16 protein-coding genes are annotated in these 16,976 nt (G+C 71.0%); 10 read left to right on the top strand and 6 right to left on the bottom strand.

The features are described from left to right. The first annotated feature begins 123 nt into the window (after nt 1-123). The 3 genes from B1L11_RS00280 (at nt 124) to B1L11_RS00270 (ending at nt 4,355) form a co-directional block, all read left to right on the top strand. Nucleotides 124-1,539 carry a cell wall metabolism sensor histidine kinase WalK gene (locus tag B1L11_RS00280; RefSeq protein WP_079312048.1) on the top strand — a complete coding sequence of 472 codons (1,416 nt, stop codon included), beginning with the start codon at nt 124-126 and terminating at the stop codon, nt 1,537-1,539. A gap of 120 nt (nt 1,540-1,659) precedes the next feature. Then, complete coding sequence (locus B1L11_RS00275) at nt 1,660-3,582, top strand: histidine kinase (protein ID WP_079312045.1); 1,923 nt, start codon at nt 1,660-1,662, stop codon at nt 3,580-3,582. Between the two features lie 134 nt (nt 3,583-3,716). After that, entirely contained in the window at nt 3,717-4,355 is a 639-nt protein-coding gene (locus B1L11_RS00270) for a response regulator transcription factor (protein ID WP_079312043.1), read from the top strand. 78 nt (nt 4,356-4,433) lie between these two features. Here B1L11_RS00270 and B1L11_RS44670 read toward each other — a convergent pair whose 3' ends face one another. The 3 genes from B1L11_RS44670 to B1L11_RS00260 form a co-directional block, all read right to left on the bottom strand. Beyond that, the gene (locus B1L11_RS44670) at nt 4,434-4,580 is read right to left on the bottom strand and encodes a hypothetical protein (RefSeq protein ID WP_256862093.1); all 147 of its coding nucleotides are present in this window, start codon (nt 4,578-4,580) and stop codon (nt 4,434-4,436) included. Between the two features lie 67 nt (nt 4,581-4,647). Further along, entirely contained in the window at nt 4,648-4,992 is a 345-nt protein-coding gene (locus B1L11_RS00265) for a hypothetical protein (protein ID WP_079312041.1), read from the bottom strand. Between the two features lie 29 nt (nt 4,993-5,021). Then, complete coding sequence (locus B1L11_RS00260) at nt 5,022-5,291, bottom strand: hypothetical protein (RefSeq protein WP_143736789.1); 270 nt, start codon at nt 5,289-5,291, stop codon at nt 5,022-5,024. 174 nt (nt 5,292-5,465) lie between these two features. Between B1L11_RS00260 and B1L11_RS00255 the strand changes: the two genes are divergently transcribed. The 6 genes from B1L11_RS00255 (at nt 5,466) to B1L11_RS00230 (ending at nt 11,568) form a co-directional block, all read left to right on the top strand. After that, on the top strand, nt 5,466-6,221 hold the full coding sequence (locus B1L11_RS00255; RefSeq protein WP_079312037.1) for an amino acid ABC transporter ATP-binding protein: 756 nt from the start codon (nt 5,466-5,468) through the stop codon (nt 6,219-6,221). Between the two features lie 59 nt (nt 6,222-6,280). Beyond that, complete coding sequence (locus B1L11_RS00250; RefSeq protein WP_079312032.1) at nt 6,281-7,114, top strand: glutamate ABC transporter substrate-binding protein; 834 nt, start codon at nt 6,281-6,283, stop codon at nt 7,112-7,114. Nucleotides 7,115-7,147: 33 nt separating this feature from the next. Further along, nucleotides 7,148-7,819 carry an amino acid ABC transporter permease gene (locus B1L11_RS00245; protein ID WP_079312030.1) on the top strand — a complete coding sequence of 224 codons (672 nt, stop codon included), beginning with the start codon at nt 7,148-7,150 and terminating at the stop codon, nt 7,817-7,819. After that, nucleotides 7,816-8,694: an amino acid ABC transporter permease gene (locus B1L11_RS00240; RefSeq protein ID WP_079312028.1), complete on the top strand. Its 879-nt coding sequence runs from the start codon at nt 7,816-7,818 to the stop codon at nt 8,692-8,694. The genes B1L11_RS00245 and B1L11_RS00240 overlap by 4 nt, the downstream gene beginning before the upstream one ends. A 79-nt stretch (nt 8,695-8,773) precedes the next feature. Further along, a complete protein-coding gene (locus B1L11_RS00235; RefSeq protein ID WP_179154919.1) occupies nt 8,774-9,511 on the top strand; it encodes a transporter substrate-binding domain-containing protein in 738 nt (245 codons plus the stop codon). A 53-nt stretch (nt 9,512-9,564) separates the two neighbouring features. Continuing rightward, on the top strand, nt 9,565-11,568 hold the full coding sequence (locus B1L11_RS00230; protein WP_079312024.1) for a prolyl oligopeptidase family serine peptidase: 2,004 nt from the start codon (nt 9,565-9,567) through the stop codon (nt 11,566-11,568). A 10-nt stretch (nt 11,569-11,578) separates the two neighbouring features. Here the strand turns inward: B1L11_RS00230 and B1L11_RS00225 are convergent, their stop codons facing one another. Further along, nucleotides 11,579-12,238, bottom strand: a complete 660-nt coding sequence (locus B1L11_RS00225; protein ID WP_079312022.1) for a DUF305 domain-containing protein — start codon at nt 12,236-12,238, stop codon at nt 11,579-11,581. Between the two features lie 286 nt (nt 12,239-12,524). Here B1L11_RS00225 and B1L11_RS00220 point away from each other — a divergent pair, with 286 nt between their 5' ends. Next, nucleotides 12,525-14,240, top strand: coding sequence for an LVIVD repeat-containing protein (locus B1L11_RS00220; protein WP_079312395.1), 1,716 nt, complete (start codon nt 12,525-12,527; stop codon nt 14,238-14,240). A 126-nt stretch (nt 14,241-14,366) separates the two neighbouring features. On the opposite strand, the gene rny is transcribed toward B1L11_RS00220, so the two are convergent. Beyond that, on the bottom strand, nt 14,367-15,989 hold the full coding sequence (rny, locus tag B1L11_RS00215) for a ribonuclease Y (protein ID WP_079312020.1): 1,623 nt from the start codon (nt 15,987-15,989) through the stop codon (nt 14,367-14,369). A 280-nt stretch (nt 15,990-16,269) separates the two neighbouring features. Beyond that, nucleotides 16,270-16,929 carry a recombination regulator RecX gene (recX, locus tag B1L11_RS00210; RefSeq protein ID WP_079312018.1) on the bottom strand — a complete coding sequence of 220 codons (660 nt, stop codon included), beginning with the start codon at nt 16,927-16,929 and terminating at the stop codon, nt 16,270-16,272. Nucleotides 16,930-16,976: the final 47 nt, after the last annotated feature.

Raw genomic sequence — 16,976 nt, 5'->3', positions numbered from 1 at the left:
GCTCGCATCTGCCATTACCCAGGCTTGTGAGAAGCGAAAAGTTCGTTTTATTGAAGCATTCATGTCTGTGTGGTGCCCTTGTGAGGGCACAGACCCACGCTCCCCACGGATTGGCCTGAACCGATGTTGAACTGGAACCGATCATCCGTTCTCGTCCGCAGGACGGTTGGTTACTCCGCCGTCGCGGCACTGGTCTGCACCGGGGTCAGCGTGCTCTTCCTCGTCGTCGTGGGCAGCAAGGACGCCGACGCGGCGCGGGGTCGGGTCACCGGGGCGTGGGACCGGACCGTGCCCCTCATCAGGCAGGGATTCCTTCCCCCTGTGCTGCCGGCCGGCCAGGACATCGCGATCCAGGTCCTGAACACACGCCAGCAGGTCGTCGCGTCCACGCCGCAACTCACGCGCAAGCCCCCGATGGCCACCTTCCACGCGACCAGCGCGAGCGTGCATGCCGAACGGGTGTTGTGCCCTCCGGCCGGGCTGAAGGGCTGCATGACCGTCTTCTCGTACAAGGTCTATCAGCCGGACGGTCCTTGGCTCCTCTACGTGGCGGTGCCCACGGTCCCCTGGTACGGGAACACCGCGGCCCTGTCTTTCGCGATCGGCATGTCCCTGCTGACGACCGCGATGACGGCGGCCGGGACTTTTCATGTGGTCAAAAGGGATATGACCGCGGTGGACGCCATCCGCACGGAACTGGCGGAGATCACCGCCACCCATCTCCACCGCCGGGTCCCCGTGGCGCACAACAACCAGGAAGAGATCAAGCTCTTGGCCGGAACGGTGAACGACACCCTGGACCGGCTCGAAGGCGCGTACAAACAACTGCGGCAGTTCACCTCGGACGCCTCCCACGACCTGCGCAGTCCCCTCACCGCAATGCGGGCTCAGCTCGAAGAGGCCCTCATGCACCCGCACGACACCGACTGGCCGAAGACGACCGCGGCGGTGCTCGCCGGGGTGGACCGGCTTCAGGCGATCGTGACCGACCTGCTGACCCTGGCCAGGCTGGACGCCCGCGCCCCCCTCGACCTCAGTGCGACCGACCTCGGCCGGCTGGTCGGCGGCGAGCTCGACCGCCGCACCTACCGAATGGAGATCGTGAGGGACCTCCAGCGGAACGTCTTCGTCGACTGCGACCGGCTGCGGATCACCCGGCTCCTGGTGAACCTGCTCGACAACGCCGAACGGCACGCCACCTCACGGATCACCGTCAGCGTGCGGGCCGACGGGCCGACGGCGACGCTGGAGGTCCTCGACGACGGCGCCGGAATCGCCCCGGAACATCGGGAAAGGGTCTTCGACCGCTTCACCCGGCTGGACGCCTCGCGCGACCGGGACTCCGGGGGGACCGGGTTGGGGCTGGCGATCGCGCGGGAGATCGCAGAAGCACATCAGGGCACCTTGACCATCCAGGACAGCGAACGGGGAGCACGGTTCGTCCTGCGCCTCCCCGTCCGCGAAGCGCCGCAGATCACCGGCCGAAGCGAACATCGTGCCGGTCACACCGGCCTCTTCAGTTCCCCGGTCCCGCGATGAACAGGCGTCGGCGCCGTACGACCCGGGCGTCCTGGGACATCGTCCTGTTCGCCTGGGCATTTCGGTCGCTAGCCTGAGCCCGGTTCGGCGCTCGCGCCGGAGGCGCGAAGGAGGCGGGCAGTGCGGCGTACGGCGTGGGCGGTCTGCGTGCTCAGCCTGCTCCTGGTCGCCGCGGCCCTGGTGTTCGGTCACCGCAACGGCGCCGGGCTGTTCGCCCAGAGCCACCTCCTCTTCGTCACCGCCTGCGCGCTGGTCGGCGGCCTGATCTCCGCCGAACGTCCGGGCAACGCCGTCGGGTGGCTGATGGCGACGTGCGGCCTGTGTTTCGCGCTGCTCGACGCGACCGGGCACTACGCGCTGGCCGGGCTGCCGTTCGCGACGCCGATGGCCTGGCCGCAGACGTGGCTGTGGGTCCCCGCGAACCTGTCGGTCGCCGCCGTGCCGGCCTTCTTCCCGTCGGGACGGCCGTCGTCGCCCGGGTGGCGGGCGGCCCTGTGGGCGCTCGCCGCCATCGCCGCCGCGACGACCGCGCTGAGCGCCCTGCTGCCCGGCCCGAGCCACCAGCTCGGATGGGGGACTCCGCTGCCGAATCCCCTTGGAGTGCCCGCGCTCGCCGCCGTCTCCCCGTTCGTCGAGCCGCTGACGACCGGGCTCATGGGTGCCCTGTTCCTGGCGGGCGCGGCCGGTCTCGTACGGCGGGCCGGGCGCGGCGACGCCGACGAACGGGTGCAGCTGAAGTGGCTCGGGTACGCCGCGGGGCTCGCCGGGCTGATCGTCGCGGGGCGGCTGGCCACGGGGTTGTCCGACGGCGACCCGCGCTCCATCTGGCCCATCACCAGCCCGTTCTGGGAGCTCATGGGGACGTTCGCGGCCTGCCTGCTTCCGGCCGCCGCCGCGGTGGCGGTGCTGCGGCACGGCCTGTTCGACATCGACCTCGTCATCAACCGCACGCTCGTCTACGTGCTGCTGTCGGCGTGCGTGTTCGGCGGTTACGTGCTCGTGGTCACCTATCTCGGCGCCGTGTTCCGCGCGGCGGACGGGCTGCCGGTGTCGGTGGCCGCCGCCGGGGTGGTCGCCGTCGTCTTCGCGCCGCTGCGCGAGCGGCTGCAACGCGCCGTCAACCTGGTGATGTACGGCAGGCGCGACGATCCGTACGCGGCGCTGGCCCTGTTGGGCAGGCGCCTCGAAGAGGCGGCGGAGCCGGGCGCGGTGCTGGCGGCGGCGGCCCGGTCGGTGGCGGAGGCGCTGCGCCTGCCGCATGTCGCGGTCGAGGTCGCCGGAGGGCCGACCCACGCGTACGGCGTGCCCTCCCCCGGCACCGTACGGCTGCCGCTCGTGCACCGGGGCGAGCCGGTGGGCGACCTGGTCCTGTCTCCGCGCCCGGGCGAGAGCGGGCTCGGCGCGAGAGACCGCCGGGTTCTCGCCGACCTCGCCAGGCAGACGGGGATCGCCGTGCACGCCGTACGGCTGTCGGCGGACCTGCAGCGCTCGCGTGAACGGCTGGTGGCGGCCCGCGAGGAGGAGCGGCGACGGCTGCGGCGCGACCTGCACGACGGCCTCGGGCCGACCCTGGCCGCGCTGACCATGCGGGCGGAGGCCGTGCAGGACATGGTGCGCGACCCGGACGCCCTGGCGATGCTCGAGGAGATCATGACGGACGCCCGCACGGCGATGGCCGACGTACGGACGCTGGTGGAGGGGCTGCGGCCACCGGCCCTCGACACGCTGGGCCTGGCCGGGGCGATCAGGTCGCACGCGGCCCGGCTGCCCGGCGTCGAGGCCGGCGTCGAGATCGACGGATCCCTCCCGGCGCTGCCCGCGGCAGTGGAGGTGGCGGCGTACCGGATCGCGGCCGAGGCGCTGGCGAACGCGCGCCGCCACGCCGGGGCCGGGCGGGTGCGCGTACGGCTGGGCATGACCGGCGACGTGCTCGAAGTGGAGGTCGCCGACGAGGGCGGCGAGCCGCTCACTGACGGCGGTGGGAGCGGGGTCGGCACGGCGTCGATGCGTGAGCGGGCCGCCGAACTCGGCGCACCTGCGTGATCGGCCCGCGGCCCGGTGGTGGGACGCGGTGCTGGCCCGCCTTCCGGCGCGGATCACGGCACAGAACACGGCACAGGGCACCGTGCGGGACACGGCCGGTGTCACGACAGGGGACACGAGACGGGAGGCGGGCGATGGAGCCGATCCGCGTGCTGCTGGTTGACGACCACGCGGCCTTCCGGGCGGGGCTGCGCGCGCTCCTGCGGCCGGTGGAGGAGATGGAGGTCGCCGACGAGGCGGCCAGCGGCGAGCAGGCCCTCGCCCTCCTCCCCCGCGTGCAGCCCGACGTCGTGCTGATGGACCTCGCCATGCCCGGCATGGGCGGGGTGGCCGCGACCGAGCGCATCACGAGGGACAACCCGCACGTGCGGGTCCTGGTGCTGAGCATGGCGGACGACGACGACGCGGTCTTCGCGGCAGTGCGTGCGGGGGCGCGCGGATACGTGCTCAAGGGCGCGCGCCGGGCCGAGCTCGTACGTGCGATCCGGGCCGTGGCCGAGGGCGAGGCGATCTTCGGCCCCGCCCTCGCCGGACGGCTGATGGGCTACTTCTCCGATCTCGCCAGGAAGCCGGAGCCGAGCTTCCCCGAACTCACCCCGCGTGAACGGGAGATCCTTGGCCTGGTCGCCGGCCACCTGACGAACGTCCAGATCGCGGCCCGGCTCGGGCTGAGCCAGAAGACCGTGCGCAACCACGTGTCCAGCATCTTCGCGAAGCTGCGCGTGGCCGACCGGGCCGAGGCGATCATGCGGGCCAGGGAATCGGGCCTCTAGCTCGAGCTTCGGCAGGCGGCCAGGATCAGCCAGGAGGCGTGGCTCCCGGACATCGAGGCGGATCGCCGCCGCTTGACCTCAGTCGTCCGGTGTCGCGTCGAGATCGCGTTCGAGCGCGTCGAGCCGATTGCTCCACAACCGCCGGTAGGGCGCCAGCCAGGCGTCGATGTCCGCCAGGGGCTCGGGCCGCAGCCGATACCAGCGTCGCTGCGCCTCCTTGCGCACCTCGACCAGGCCGGCCTCGCAACGAGGAGGCCTGGTGTCGGAATCGGCGCCGGAGGGCGAGCCCGGCTTACGCGGCGCGCCACTCGTTCACGGGCATGCGCAGGACCTTCAGCGCGACGGCGCCGAACGCGGCGAGGTGGAACAGCGACCCGATGGCCTGAACGGCCGGCGGCTGCCCCATCGTGAGGAACGGCCCGCAGACGCCCGCGAGCGCCGCCACCGGGACCCACCACGGAGCCCGCCGCACCGCCGCCAGGCCCGACAGGAGCACCAGCAGGCCCACATGGGTGAGGAAGCCCGGCAGGAGGACGCCGTACACGAACCCGCCGAGCGCGCCGGCCACCTCGGTCACCCGGGCGGCCGGGGCGTCCGGAAGGGTGAGCGCCAGCGCCAGGTCGTAGAAGTCGGTCATGAACAGGCAGGTGGCGGTGACCGCGCCGATCAGGCCGACGGCCGCGCCGATGTTGCCCGTGCGCGCGCCCGCGTACGGAGCAGATGGGCGAGGCCGAGGATCACCGGGACCAGGCAGACGGTCGCCCACTGGAACAGCAGCGCGCTGGCCTGCACCTGCACCGGACTGGCGCGGAACACCGCGGGATCGTGCTCGGTGCCCGGCGGCGAGGTCAGGAAGGCCAGGCCGAGCAGGACGGGCCACGCCAGCATGGCCGCGCCCGCAACGGTCTTCCGAAACAGATCCGGATTTTTCAGCATCTGTGCTCCTACACGATGAGAGGTCGGCAGAAGCAAAGCGGGACCGTGTCCCGGGCCGCATGGGGCGGGCCGTACGGACAAACCGGGAGTGATGTCCTGAGCAGCCGGGATGTGATCTATTCGGTACCGGCCCGTTAGTGACTCGGCGGCCTTGACCCCCCTACGTTGTTGACCATGACGGAGATCAGTGGTTCCGACCCGCTTGTCAGGCTGGAGGGAGTCAACAAGCATTTCGGTCCCCTGCATGTGCTCAGGGACATCGACCTGAGCGTGGGCCGGGGTGAGGTGGTCGTCGTCATCGGCCCCTCCGGCAGCGGCAAGTCCACGTTGTGCCGGGTGATCAACCGGCTGGAGACGATCGACACCGGGACCATCGTCTTCGACGGCCGGGAACTGCCCGCGGAGGGCAGGGCTCTGGCCCGCCTGCGGTCCGAGGTCGGGATGGTGTTCCAGTCCTTCAACCTCTTCTCCCACAAGACGATCCTGGAGAACGTCACGCTCGGCCCGACCAGGGTGCGGAAGATCTCCCGGCAGCAGGCCGAGCAGCGGGGCATGGAACTGCTCGAACGGGTCGGCATCGCCTCACAGGCGGGCAAGTATCCCGCCCAGTTGTCCGGCGGCCAGCAGCAGCGCGCGGCCATCGCCCGCGCGCTGGCCATGGACCCCAAGATGATCCTTTTCGACGAGCCCACCTCGGCCCTCGACCCCGAGATGGTCCAGGAGGTGCTCGACGTGATGACCGGCCTGGCCAAGGACGGCATGACGATGATGGTCGTCACGCACGAGATGGGCTTCGCCCGCCGGGCGGCCAACCGGATCGTGTTCATGGCCGACGGCCAGATCGTCGAGGAGGGGTCGCCCTCGGAGTTCTTCACCCAGCCGAGCACCGAGCGCGCCCGCGACTTCCTCTCCAAGATCCTCACACACTGATCCTCAGCTCACTGATCCCAGCTCACGACAAGCTCCACAAGAAGCGAAAGGTGACGCGGATGCGATTCGGAGCCGGCCTGCTCGCGCTGGCCGCCCTGGCCACCGGCCTCACGGCCTGCGGCAACTCCGGTGCGGACTCGATCGTCGACAAGGCCAAGAACGACAAGAAGCTCGTCATCGGCATCAAGATCGACCAGCCGGGCTGGGGACTGAAGAAGCCCGACGGCAGCTACGGCGGGTTCGACGTCGACGTTGCGAGGTACGTCGCCAAGGAACTCGGCGTGCCGGAGAGCGGGATCACGTTCAAGGAGGCCCAGTCGGCCAACCGTGAGCCGTTCATCCAGCAGGGCCAGGTGGACATGGTCGTGGCGACCTACTCCATCACCGACGAGCGCAAGAAGAAGATCTCCTTCGCCGGGCCGTACCTGGTCACCGGGCAGGACATCCTCGTCCGCGCCGACGACACCTCGATCACCGGGGTCGACTCGCTCAAGGACAAGAAGGTCTGCGGCGCGCAGGGCTCGTCGTCGCCCAAGCGCCTCGCCGAGAAGTTCGGCGCGGAGTGGGAGTCCAAGAACCTCACCCAGCAGCAGGGGTACGGCGCGTGCCTGCCGCTGCTGGAGAACAAGCAGGTCGACGCGATCTCCACGGACGCGACGATCCTCGCCGGGTTCGCCGCCCAGTTCCCCGGCAAGTTCAAGCTGATCGGCCAGCCGTTCAGCGAGGAGAAGTACGGCATCGGCATCAAGAAGGACGACAAGGCCGGCCGCGACGCGATCAACAACGCGATCGAGAAGTTCTTCAAGGACGGCAGCTGGCGCAAGGCCCTCGACGCCAACCTCGGCGAGTTCGGCAAGTACTTCACCTCGCCGCCGTCCGTCGAACGGTACTAGAGCACCGATAGCGGCACTGGAAGGAGGCCGGCGGTGGAGGCCGTCGTCGACGAGCTTCCCGTCATCCTCGGCGCGTTCTGGCTGACGGTGAAGCTCACGGTGGTCAGCGGGGTGATCTCGCTGGTCTGGGGGATCGTGCTGGCGGCCATGCGCGTCAGTCCGCTGCCGGTGCTGCGAGGGGCGGGCGCGCTGTACGTCAACGTGCTGCGCAACACGCCCCTCACACTGATCATCGTGTTCTGCGGTCTCGGCCTGGGCACGGTGATGAACGTCCAGTTCTCCCGGGACGACCTGTCGCTCAACAGCTTCTGGCTGTCGATCATCGGGTTGTCCGCCTACACCTCCGCCTTCGTGTGCGAGGTCGTCAGGTCCGGGATCAACACCGTGCCGCTCGGGCAGGCGGAGGCGGCCCGGGCGATCGGGCTGACGTTCCTGCAGACGCTCCGCCTGGTGATCCTCCCCCAGGCGGTGCGCACGGTCATCGCGCCGCTCGGGAGCCTGCTGAACGCGCTGGTCAAGAACACGACGGTCGCGGCCGCGATCGGCGTCATGGAGGCGGCGCTGCGGATGAAGAACCTGTTCGACGCCCACGGAGACGCGATCATTCCCATCTTCCTCGGCTTCGCCGCCGGGTTCGTCGTGCTGACCCTGCCCATGAACCTGCTGTCCGGCCGCCTCGCGCGGCGCCTGGCGGTGGTCCGATGACCGAGCGCGGCGCCACCGTCCTGTACGACGTCCCGGGCCCGCGCGCCCGCCTGCGCAACAACGCGCTGACCCTCGCGTTCGGCGTCGTCCTGCTGCTGGTCGCGTACTTCGTGTGGACCAAGTTCGACGAGAAGGGCCAGTGGGACGGCAAGCTGTGGCAGCCGTTCCTGCGCGCCGACACCTGGACCGAGCTGATCCTGCCCGGCCTGCTCAACACGCTGGCCGCCGCCGCGGTCGCCGCGGTGCTCGCGCTGCTGTTCGGGGCCGTGTTCGGCATCGCCCGCCTGTCGGACCACCGCTGGGTGCGGATCCCGGCCGCGGTGGTCGTCGAGGCCTTCCGTGCCGTCCCGGTGCTCATGCTGATCTTCTTCGCCCAGTACGGCGGGAGCCTGGCCGGGCTGGTCGTGACCGAGTTCGCGGCCGTGGTCTTCGGCCTCACGGTCTACAACGGGTCGGTCCTGGCCGAGATCGTGCGCGCGGGCATCCTCGCCGTGCCGCGCGGCCAGGCCGAGGCGGGATCCGCCATCGGCCTGCGCAAGAACCAGGTGATGCGGCTGATCCTGCTGCCGCAGGCGGTCACCGCGATGATGCCCGCGATCGTCAGCCAGCTCGTGGTGCTGCTCAAGGACACCGCGCTCGGGTTCGTCGTGGCGTACGCCGACCTGCTGAACGCGGGCGCCCGCGTGGTGCCGGCCAACTACGCCAACCTGATCCCGTCGGTCATCGTCATCGCGGCGGTCTACATCGCGATCAACCTGGCGCTGGGCTACCTCGCCACGTGGCTGGAACGGCGCAGCAGGCGCAGCCGCAAGGTCGCGGCCGACCCGGCCGCCGCCGAGGCGGCCGCGGGCGGCGAGGTCGCGCTGATGCGCTGACCCGTAGGGCTCGCGGGCAAAGGGATCTTTGCCGTGTCGCTGCTGGCAAGGGGACGCACGCGACCTCGATATTGAGCGCGTGTGGCGTGGCGTTGCCGTGATCGGCGTCCTGGCGGCCGCGTTCCTGACCGGTGGATGCGGGAACGACGGCACGCTGGTGGTCGCCGTGCGTCCCGGGCAGCCGGGACTGGTCACCCGGCTCCCCGACGGGCGCTACAGCGGCTTCGACATCGAGGTCGCGCAGTACGTCGCCCGGGCGCTCGGCTACCGCGACGACCAGGTCGTCTACACGCTCGACACCACGCGGGCCGATCTCGTCGTCGGCGCCACCGGCCCGCCGGGCTCCCGGTACGTCGCCGGCCCCTACCTCGTCACCAGCACCGACGTCCTCGTCCGGACCGGCGACCTGTCCATCCGCCGCCCGCGCGACCTCGCCCGCAAGCGCGTCTGCGCCACCCGGGAGTCCGCCGAGCCGCTCGTGAAGAGATTCGGCACCCGGTGGCGGCGGTTCTTCCTCGCCGAGGCGAACCTGCCCGCGGCCTGCGCGCCGCTGCTTGCCTCCGGCCGGACCGACGCGATCGTGGCCGACGCCCCCGTGCTCGCCGGGCTGTCGGCCCAGTACCCCGGCAAGTTCCGCTTCAGCGGCAGGTCTCTGGCCACCGAGAAGTACGGCATCGCCACCGGGACGGCCGCGCTGCGCGACCAGGTCGAGGAGGCGCTGCGCCGGATGTTCGACGACGGCACCTGGAAGCGCACGGTCATCGACCAGCTCGGCGCGCTCGCCACCCGCTACACCACTCCCCCGTCCCTCGACTGATGCGTTGCCGCATTCCCGCCCCCGGGGGCGGGCCCGTCCGGCAGGATGCGGTCATGCCCCCCACGCCTGGCCCGAGGTCGTTCTCGCCACGGCCGTCGCCCATCTCCACCGCCGACGTGGCACGCGCCGGTCTGCGGCTCGGCTTCCCGAGCGTGCTGGGCGCGGAGACGTGGTGGGAGGAGGACCGCCCCGCCGAGGGCGGCCGCCGTACCGTCGTCCACCGGGCCGCCGACGGCGCCCTCACCGACCTGCTTCCCGCGCCCTGGGACGCCCGTACGCGCGTCCACGAGTACGGCGGGCGGTCCTATGTCGTCGTCCCCGGCCACGGGATCGTGTTCGCGCACCACCCCGACCAGCGGCTCTATCTGGCCCGCCCCCGCGCCGGCGGGGAGCCGGGCCTGGGGCGCGGAGCGGCCCCGCCCGATCACCACCGGAGCCCCGGCGAGCCGGGCGCGCTGCGCTACGCCGACCTGCGGGTCCAGGACGGCGCGGGCGGCCCGCGGGTGTGGTGCGTACGGGAACGCCATCACCAGGACGCCAAGGTCACCCGTTCGATCGTGATCGTGGACCCGACCGGGGCCGGCGAGGTCGCCGAAGTGGTCACCGGCAGCGACTTCTACGCCTCGCCCACGCCGTCCCCCGACGGCCGGCACCTCGCCTACGTCTGCTGGAACCATCCGCACATGCCCTGGACCGGCACCGAACTACGGGTCACGCGGCTGTCCGACGGCGCCACGTGGACGGTGATGGGCGGGCCGGCCGAGTCGGTCCTCGCGCCGCTGTGGTGCGACGAGCGGCGCCTGTACGCGGTCTCCGACCGGTCCGGCTGGTGGAACCTCTACCGGGCCGACATCTCCGGGTCGCCGTGCGAGGCCCTCTGCCCGGCGGAGGAGGAGTTCGCCGGGCCGCTGTGGCAGCTCGGCGGCCTGCCGTATGCCGTGCTGGGCGACGGGCGGCTCGCGGTGCTGCACGGGCGCGGCGACCTGCGCCTGGGCGTCCTCGACCCGGAGACGGGCAGGCTGACCGACCTCGACGTCCCCTTCCAGGGGTGGGCGCCCGCGCTGGACGCGGACGGCGATGTGCTCGTCGGCCTCGGCTACCGGGCGGGCGCGCCGCGTTCGGTCGTCCGGATCGACGCCGCCGACGGCTCCGGTGACGCGGGTCACGACGGTGACGCCGGTCGCACCGGTCGCACCGGTCGCACCGGTCGCGCCGGTCGCGCCGGTCGCGCCGAGGAGCTGCGACGGGAGATCGACGACGTTCCCGCCCGCGTCCTCCCGGTGCCCCGTGTCGTGGAGTTCGAGGCCGCGGAGTCCGGGGCTGCGGAGGCCGGGGCCGGCATGCGCGTCCACGCGTACCTGTATCCGCCGGAGCAGGCGGACGAGGGCGGCGCGCCGTACGTCGTCTTCGTGCACGGCGGGCCGACCGGGCACGCGACGAGCGAGCTCAGCCTGGAGAAGGCGTTCTTCACCAGCCGCGGCATCGGCGTGATCGACGTGAACTACGGCGGATCCAGCGGATACGGCCGGGCCTACCGGGAGCGCCTGCGCGGCCGGTGGGGCGTGACCGACGTGGAGGACGTGGTCGCCGCGGCGAAGTGGCTGGTCGCCGAGGGCCTCGCCGACCCCGCCCGGATCGCCGTACGCGGGGCGAGCGCGGGCGGATGGACGGTCATGGCCGCCTGCGGCGCCTCGGACGTCTTCGCGGGCGGCGTCGCGGTGGCGGGCGTCAGTGCGCTCGGGCCCCTCGTCGCGGCCACCCACGACTTCGAGTCGCGCTACGTGGAGTGGCTGGTCGGTCCCGAGGACCGGTACGGCGAGCGTGAACCGCTGGCCCGGGCCGGCCAGGTGAACTGCCCCATGCTGCTCATGCAGGGGCTCGCCGACCCGGTCGTGCCGCCGGCCCAGTCGCAGGCCTTCGCCGAGCGCCTGATGGAGCGCGGCGTGCCCTGCACCTTTCTGACGTTCGAGGGCGAGGCCCACGGGTTCCGGCGGCTGGAGACCAAGGCGGCGGCCCTCGCCGCCGAGCTGTCGTTCTACCTGCAGATCTTCCGGTGAGCGGGGCCGGTCACTGCTCGGCGAGAAGCGTGCGCATCCGGTCGATCTCGATGCGCTGGTCGGCGTCGACATGGGCGACGAACTGGTTGATCTCTGACTCCTCGCCTCCCCCGTCGCCGAAGAGGCGCTCCACCATGGTCAGCGCTCCCAGGTGGTGCTGGATCATGTACTCGTAGAAGAGCCGGTCGAACGGCGCCCCCTTGGCCTGCTCCAGTTCGGCGAACTGCTCCTCGCTGAGCATGCCGGGCATGAGCTCTCCGCCGCCGTGGTCGTGCCCCGCGCCGGAGCCCACGCTCGGCACCTGCTGGAGCCGGGCCCTGAGCCAGCGCACCATCTGGTCGATCTCGTCCTGCTGGGAGATCTCGATCCGCTTGGCGAAACGCGGGAGGTCCTTGCTCTCGCTGCGCCCGGCGACGAGCGCGGTCATCCGCAGGGCCTGGGAGTGGTGCCGGATCATCCCCTGCATGAACCGCACGTCGGCGTCGGTGTACTCCCGGCCGTCGGAACTCGGCACCTCGTCGGCCAGCAGGACCTTGCTGCCCTGTCCCGGCGCGCCCGGCTGCACGACGTTCACCTTGGCCCGCTCGGGGGTCTCGGCCGTACAGGCGCTGATCGAGGCGGCGGCGAGCACGAGCACGAGCAGCTGCCGGAACGAGGACGGGGAGATCATGCCTGCACTCACTTCTTTGGCGGTTGGGGGATACCGGCCAAACCGGAGGATGTGTAGGGATATAGCACATTCACCCCAGATTCAGTTAGTGTCCCCCAAACGCCGCGTAGATCTTTTGGGCTGGGCCGGGCCCCGGGATCTGTCGCACGCGCAATGGGTCACGCCGGCAAGACCAGAAAAGGAGGGGTGGCGACCCTTGAGGATCAGCCGTGCGGCAGCACGTTGGGGGCGTGCTGGATTAAGGAAGATCGGAGTCGTCGCCGTTGGGGCGGCCCTGGTGGGCGTCATGCCCGCCACAGCCATGGCGAGCGACACCGATCCACGAGCCGGTCTGGGGGCCGGATGGCTGGATGCCCAGCAGGCGAGCCAGGGGCTGGAACTGCTGGCCCACCGGGACAAGCCTGAGGGCTTCTACCAGGCCTCGAGCCCGGGCAACTCGTCGTACGCGAACTCGGACATGGCGTTCAGCGGCAAGTACGCGTTCGTCGGCAACTACACCGGTTTCAACATCTACGACGTCTCCACGCCCTCGAACCCTGTCCTGACCACCTCCGTGGTGTGCCCGGGCGGCCAGGGCGACCTGTCGGTGTACGGCAACCTGCTGTTCATGTCGGTGGAGGAGACCCGGGGCCGGATCGACTGCGGCACGCAGGGCGCGAGCGGCAGCGTGAACCCGGACCGCTTCCGCGGCGTCCGGGTGTTCGACATCAGCGACATCAGCAAGCCGGTCCAGGTGGCGGCCGTCCAGACCTGCCGCGGCTCGCACACGCACACCCTGGTCACCAGCAAGAACGACCCGGGCAACGTGTACGTCTACGTCCAGGGCACGGCGAGCATCCGCTCGGGTTCCGAGCTCGCGGGCTGCGCCAACACCGCGGCGACCGACCCGAACACGGCCCAGTGGCGCATCGAGGTCATCAAGGTGCCGGTGGCGGCGCCGCAGAACGCGGCGATCGTCTCCACGCCGCGCCTGTTCACCGATCCGGAGACCGGGGCGATCAACGGTCTGCAGAACACCCCGCAGACCCCGCGGCACCCGTCCGGCTCGGCCTGGTCGCCGTCGCCCGTCACCACCCACTGCCACGACATCACGGCCTACCCCGAGATCGGCCTCGCGGCCGGGGCGTGTGCGGGCAACGGGCTCCTGATCGACATCTCCGACCCGGCCAACCCCAAGCGGCTCGACGCGGTGACGGACCCGAACTTCGCGTACTGGCACTCGGCCACGTTCAACAACGACGGGACGAAGGTCGTCTTCACCGACGAGTGGGGCGGCGGCAGCGGGGCGCGTTGCCGGGTCACCGACGAGCCGTCGTGGGGCGCGGACGCCATCTTCGACATCGTCGACGGCAAGCTGAAGTTCCGCAGCTACTACAAGCTGCCGGTGCCGCAGACGAACCAGGAGAACTGCGTCGCGCACAACGGGTCGCTCGTTCCCGTGCCCGGCCGGGACATCATGGTCCAGGCCTGGTATCAGGGCGGTGTCTCGGTGTTCGACTTCACCGACTCGGCCAACCCGCATGAGATCGCGTACTTCGACCGGGGTCCGGTCAACGCGGCCTCTCTGCTCCTCGGTGGTTTCTGGTCCGCGTACTACTACAACGGCCATGTCTACGGCAGCGAGATCGCCCGCGGGTTCGACGCGTTCGCGCTGACCCCGAGCGAGCACCTGGACCAGGCCGAGATCGACGCGGCGGCCACGGCCACCTTCGACCGGTTCAACACCCAGCACCAGCCCCGGGTGACGTGGCCGGCGAGCTTCCCGCTGGTGCGCGCCTACTACGCGCAGGCGCTGCGCACCGGCACCATGCCCGCCGACACCGCCGCCAACGTGCGGAAGTTCGTCGACCGGGCCGAGCGGTTCACGGACGGGCCGCAGAAGAACGCCGCCGTGGCGCAGCTTCGGGCCGTCTCCCACCAGCTCGACACCTCCGTCGGCGCGCAGGCGACGCTGGCGAAGGCGCTCAACGACCTCGCCGACGCACTCAGCCTGAAGGCCTGAGCGCCTGATCAGGGGGCGTCCCACCGGGCCGCCCCCGCACGAACCGGGCCCCGGGCCCCCGCCCAGCACTGGGCGGGGGCCCTTGGTCTTGGCAGACGCCGTCTTGGGCACCGGCGGGGTGGGGTTCTAACGGGCGAATTCCGTGGCGCGGGACTCGCGGACCACGGTGATCCGGATCTGGCCGGGGTAGGTCAGCTCCTCCTCGACCTGCTTGGCGACGTCCCTGGCGATGACCTGGGCCTGGATGTCGTCCACGTTCTCGGGCCTGACCATGACCCGGATCTCCCGGCCCGCCTGCATGGCGAAGACCTTGTCCACACCGTCGTACGACTGGGCGATCTCCTCCAGGCGCTCCAGCCGCTTGACGTACGCCTCCAGGGACTCGCGGCGGGCGCCGGGGCGGCTGCCGCTGATCGCGTCCGCGGCCTGGGTGAGGACCGCCTCGACGGTCCTGACCTCCACCTCGTTGTGGTGCGCCTCGATGGCGTGGACGACGTCCTCGTGCTCGCCGTACCGCCGGGCGATCTCCGCGCCGATCATCGCGTGACTGCCCTCGACCTCGTGGGTGAGCGCCTTGCCGATGTCGTGCAGAAGCGCGCAGCGCTTGACGAGGTCACGGTCGAGCCGCAGCTCGGCGGCCATGATCCCGGCGATGTGCGCCGACTCGATCAGGTGCTTGAGCACGTTCTGGCCGTAGGAGGTGCGGTAGCGGAGCTGGCCCAGCAGGGTGACCAGCTCGGGGTGCATCTCGGTGATGCCCAGCTCGACCAGCGCGTCCTCTCCCGCCCGCACGCACAGGTCCCGCACCTCGGCCTTGCTGCGCTCGTACGCCTCCTCGATGCGCTGGGGGTGGATCCGGCCGTCGAGCACGAGCTTCTCCAGCGTCAGTCTGGCCGTCTCCCGCCGGACCGGGTCGAAACACGACAACAGCACCGCCTCCGGCGTGTCGTCGATGATCAGGTTGACCCCGGTGGTGGACTCGAAGGCCCTGATGTTGCGGCCCTCGCGGCCGATGATGCGGCCCTTCATCTCGTCGCCGGGCAGGTGGAGGACGCTCACGACCGACTCGGCCGTCTGCTCGGTGGCGACCCGCTGCACGGCCAGCGTCACGATCTTGCAGGCGCGTTTCTCGCCCTCCTTCCGGGCCTCGCTCTCGATCTCCCGGACGATCAGCGCGGCCTCGCGCTTGGCCTGGTTCTCGATCTCCTTGACCAGCTCCGCCTTGGCCTGCTCGGCCGTCAGGCCGGCGACCCGCTCAAGGATCTCCTGCCGCCGCTCGGCCACCCGCTCCAGCTCCTCGCGGCGGTCGGCCAGCTCGGTCTCGGTCTCGGCCAGCTTGCGGGCCCGCTCGGTCTGCCTGCGCGCCTCCTCGTCGAGCCGCTGCTCCCGCTCGGCCAGCCGGTTCTCGCGCCGTTCGAGGTCGGAGCGCAGCTCCTTGAGCTCCGTCTTGAGGATCCGCGCCTCCTCCTCGACCTCCTTGCGCATCAGCGCGGCGCTCTCTGCGAGTGCCTCCGACTTCTTGAGAATCTCCCCCGCGTCACGCTCCGCCTTCGTGCGGATCTCCTCGGCCTCGCGCCTGGCCCGTTCGAGTTCCTCGTTGACCTCGGCCTTCACCTCGGCGAGTTGCTCGGGCGAGGGGCCGGGCGGTGTGACGACACCGGTGCGGCGCATGACTATGACGAGGGCGGCGATCATCACGAGAGCCAGCAGCACCACCGCAACCGCAAGAACGATCACGATCGTGTCCATGCGCGCTCACCCCTCACGACAACTCTTGGCAGGGGTCACACGCGCAGCACGGCAGCGCCCGGTGGCGTCACCAGGACAAATATCGTCGCAATGCCCGGACGCCCCGAGGGGCGACCGATATGGCCCGAAGGCCGGTCAATGTCTCTCGTCCGTCGTGGTACACCGTTATGGCAATCCGCGCTGCGCGGAGTAACTCCTCACTGCGGTCGAGATTAAGCGTCAGAGAGGTAACGAGCAAGCAAAGATGCCCTGTCAAGTGACTTTTGTGTGGTGCTATGGCTCACTCGAAGGTATCCGGAAGCCCATCTGACGGACTGCCTTCGGCCTCGATCGCCTCTCGGACCACACGGAAGGCGAGTCCCGGCGAGTAGCCCTTGCGGGCCAGCATGCCGACCAATCGTCGCATCCGTGCCTGCGGCTCCACGCCGCGGGTGGCGGCCAGCTTCCGGTCCACCAGCCTGCGTGCGGTCTCGGCCTCCTCGTCCGGATCGAGCCGCCCGACGGCGTCCTTGACCGTCTCCTCGGCCACGCCGCGCTGTCGCAGTTCCTGGGCGAGCGCGCGGCGGGCGAGCCCGCGACCGCTGTGCCGGGAGCTCACCCACGCGGCGGCGAAGGCCTCGTCGTCGATGAGCCCGACCTCGGAGAACCGCTCCAGCACGGCGTTCGCCGCCTCCTCGGGCACGTCCCGCTTGCGCAGGGCGTCCGCGAGCTGGGCCCGGGTCTTGGGCGCCATCGTCAGCAGCCGCAGGCAGATGGCTCTGGCCACCGCCTCGGGGTCGGCCGGAGGTCCCTCGCTCGCCGCGGTGCCCTCCTGCGGCCCGTCGGGAAGCCACCCGCCGGAGCGCTCACGCTTTCCCCGGCCTCTCGGCGCTCTCCGTTCCCCCAGAGATCCCGGTTCCCGTAGTCCTGCCCGGTCTCCCAGAGCTCCCGGTTCCCCCAGCCATGCCCGGTCTCCCAGCCCTGCCTGGTCTCCCGGAGCTTCCTGTT

It is taken from the genome of Microbispora sp. GKU 823, assembly GCF_002027145.1.
In the GTDB taxonomy this organism is placed as follows: Bacteria; Actinomycetota; Actinomycetes; order Streptosporangiales; family Streptosporangiaceae; genus Microbispora; species Microbispora siamensis.
Note: the sequence above shows the minus strand (reverse complement) of the source record. Positions and strands in the feature narration are given on the sequence as shown.